Annotated in this window: 2 protein-coding genes and 1 pseudogene; all 3 read left to right on the forward strand. The window is 73.5% G+C overall.

Annotated elements, in window-relative coordinates; translation table 11 throughout:
• On the forward strand, nucleotides 1-529 hold a 529-nt coding region (locus G3I42_RS04045), incomplete at its 5' end, for a phosphopantothenoylcysteine decarboxylase (RefSeq protein ID WP_275405219.1).
• 257 nt (nucleotides 530-786) lie between these two features.
• The gene (metK, locus tag G3I42_RS04050; protein WP_164282466.1) at nucleotides 787-2,010 is read left to right on the forward strand and encodes a methionine adenosyltransferase; all 1,224 of its coding nucleotides are present in this window, start codon (nucleotides 787-789) and stop codon (nucleotides 2,008-2,010) included.
• Nucleotides 2,011-2,129: 119 nt separating this feature from the next.
• Nucleotides 2,130-2,782 (forward strand): annotated as a pseudogene (locus G3I42_RS04055) (primosome assembly protein PriA); the annotation flags it as partial.

Below are 2,782 nucleotides of genomic sequence, written 5' to 3' on the forward strand. Positions count from 1 at the left end.
GCGCGGCGCCCGCGTCACGCTCGTCGCCGCGAACACCGCGCTCGCCGCGCCCGCCGGCGTCGACGTCGTGCCCGTGTCGAGCACCGCCGAACTGCGCGAGGCGCTGCTCGCGGCCGTCGCCGACGCGGACGCCGTCGTGATGGCCGCCGCCGTCGCCGACTTCCGTCCCGCCACGTACGCTCCGGGGAAGATCAAGAAGAAGGACGACGCCGAGCCCGAGCCGCTCGCCCTCGTCCGCAACCCCGACATCCTCGCCGAACTGTCCGCCGACCGCGCCCGCGCGGGCCAGCTCGTCGTCGGCTTCGCCGCCGAGACCGACGACGTCCTCGCGCACGGACGCGCCAAGCTCGCCCGCAAGGGCTGCGACCTCCTCGTGGTCAACGAGGTCGGTGAGACGAAGACCTTCGGCGCCGAGTCCAGCGAGGCCGTCGTCCTCGGCGCCGACGGCAGCGAGACCCCGGTCCCGTACGGGCCGAAGGAGGGGCTGGCGCACACGGTGTGGGACCTCGTGGCCGCCCGGCTGGCGTAAGGGCGGCCCGCGGTCCTTGTGTTGCGGTCGTGCGACAGGCGCCCGCCGAATGCGGCGCGGCCCCTGGCGCCCCACGCGCCCGGCACCCGACAATGCCCCGACGACGCGGTGCCGCAGATCACAGCGCTCCCGAAAGGCGAGACACCCCGACCGGCGGCAACGTGTGACCGATAAACTGGCGGGGAACCGTCCCGGGTGCAGCTCCCGGACGGTTCACCCATGATCAGCCAGCAGCCGCTGCAACCCCAGGGAGCGTTGTGTCCCGTCGCCTGTTCACCTCGGAGTCCGTCACCGAGGGGCACCCCGACAAGATCGCTGACCAGATCAGCGACACCATTCTGGACGCCTTGCTGCGCGAGGACCCCACCTCGCGCGTCGCTGTCGAGACCCTCATCACCACCGGTCTCGTGCACGTGGCCGGGGAGGTGACCACCAAGGCGTACGCCCCGATCGCCCAGCTCGTGCGCGAGAAGATCCTGGAGATCGGCTACGACTCCTCGAAGAAGGGCTTCGACGGCGCCTCCTGCGGCGTCTCCGTCTCCATCGGCTCCCAGTCGCCCGACATCGCGCAGGGCGTCGACACCGCCTACGAGAGCCGGGTCGAGGCCGCCGCCGCGGGCGAGGGCATCGACGAGCTGGACCGGCAGGGCGCCGGGGACCAGGGCCTCATGTTCGGCTACGCGTGCGACGAGACCCCCGACCTCATGCCGCTCCCGATCCACCTCGCGCACCGCCTCTCGCGGCGGCTCTCCGAGGTGCGCAAGAACGGGACCATCCCCTACCTGCGCCCCGACGGCAAGACCCAGGTCACCATCGAGTACGACGGCGACAAGGCCATCCGCCTCGACACCGTGGTCGTCTCCTCGCAGCACGCCTCCGACATCGACCTCGACCAGCTCCTCACCCCGGACATCCGCGAGTTCGTCGTGGAGCCCGAGCTGAAGGCGCTCCTCGACGACGGCATCAAGCTGGAGACCGAGGGCTACCGGCTCCTCGTCAACCCGACCGGGCGCTTCGAGATCGGCGGCCCGATGGGCGACGCGGGTCTCACCGGTCGCAAGATCATCATCGACACCTACGGCGGCATGGCCCGCCACGGCGGCGGCGCCTTCTCCGGCAAGGACCCGTCCAAGGTCGACCGCTCGGCCGCCTACGCGATGCGCTGGGTCGCGAAGAACGTCGTCGCCGCCGGTCTCGCCGCGCGCTGCGAGGTCCAGGTCGCCTACGCGATCGGCAAGGCCGAGCCCGTCGGCCTCTTCGTCGAGACCTTCGGCACCGCCAAGACCGAGGTCGAGAAGATCGAGCACGCCATCGCCGAGGTCTTCGACCTCCGCCCGGCCGCGATCATCCGCGACCTCGACCTGCTCCGCCCGATCTACTCCAAGACCGCCGCCTACGGCCACTTCGGCCGCCCGGAGCCGGAGTTCACCTGGGAGAAGACGGACCGCGTCGACGCACTGCGCAAGGCCGCGGGGCTGTAGCCCCCGGCTCCCTCCAGGCTGTACGCGGCCCGGCCCCGACGCTTCGGCGCGGGGGCCGGGCCGCACGGCTGTCCGGTACCGGCGACCGGTTGTCCGAGCGCTCTGGTACATCTGGAGGCGTGAGCAGTGACGAGCGGGCGAACGGGGCGGAGCAGCTGGCCCTGATCCGGGAGAGCGTGCGCAAGGCGCGACCGCCCCGGGCCAAGCCGCGTACGTGGCGGGGCGCCGCCGTGGCGGAGCGGCTGCCGGTCGCCCGTGTGCTCGTCAACAAGGGGGTCGTCCATCTCGACCGCACCTTCGACTACGCCGTGCCCGCCGAGCTGGACGCCGAGGCCCTGCCCGGGGTGCGGGTGCGCGTACGGTTCGGGGCCGGGAAGGGGCAGGTACGGGGCGGGCGCAGGGAGGGCGGGGGGCTCGTCGACGGGTTCCTCGTCGAGCGCGTCGCCACCTCCGACTACCAGGGGCCGCTCGCCGCGCTCGCCCAGGTCGTCTCGCCCGAGCCCGTCCTGTCGCCCGCGCTCCTCGCGCTCGCCCGCCAGGTCGCCGAGCGGTACGCGGGCAGCCTCGCCGACGTCCTCCAGCTCGCCGTCCCCCCACGCCACGCCAAGGCCGAGGCCGCCGCCTCGCCCCCTCCGCCGCCCCCGTCCCCCGCGCCGGGCCCCGGGAGCTGGGAGCGCTACCCGCAGGGCCCCGGCTTCCTCGCGGCCCTCGCGCGGGGCGAGTCCCCGCGCGCGGTGTGGACCGCGCTGCCAGGACCCCAGTGGGCCGAGGA

This window comes from Streptomyces sp. SID11385, assembly GCF_010548245.1.
Taxonomy (GTDB): domain Bacteria; phylum Actinomycetota; class Actinomycetes; order Streptomycetales; family Streptomycetaceae; genus Streptomyces.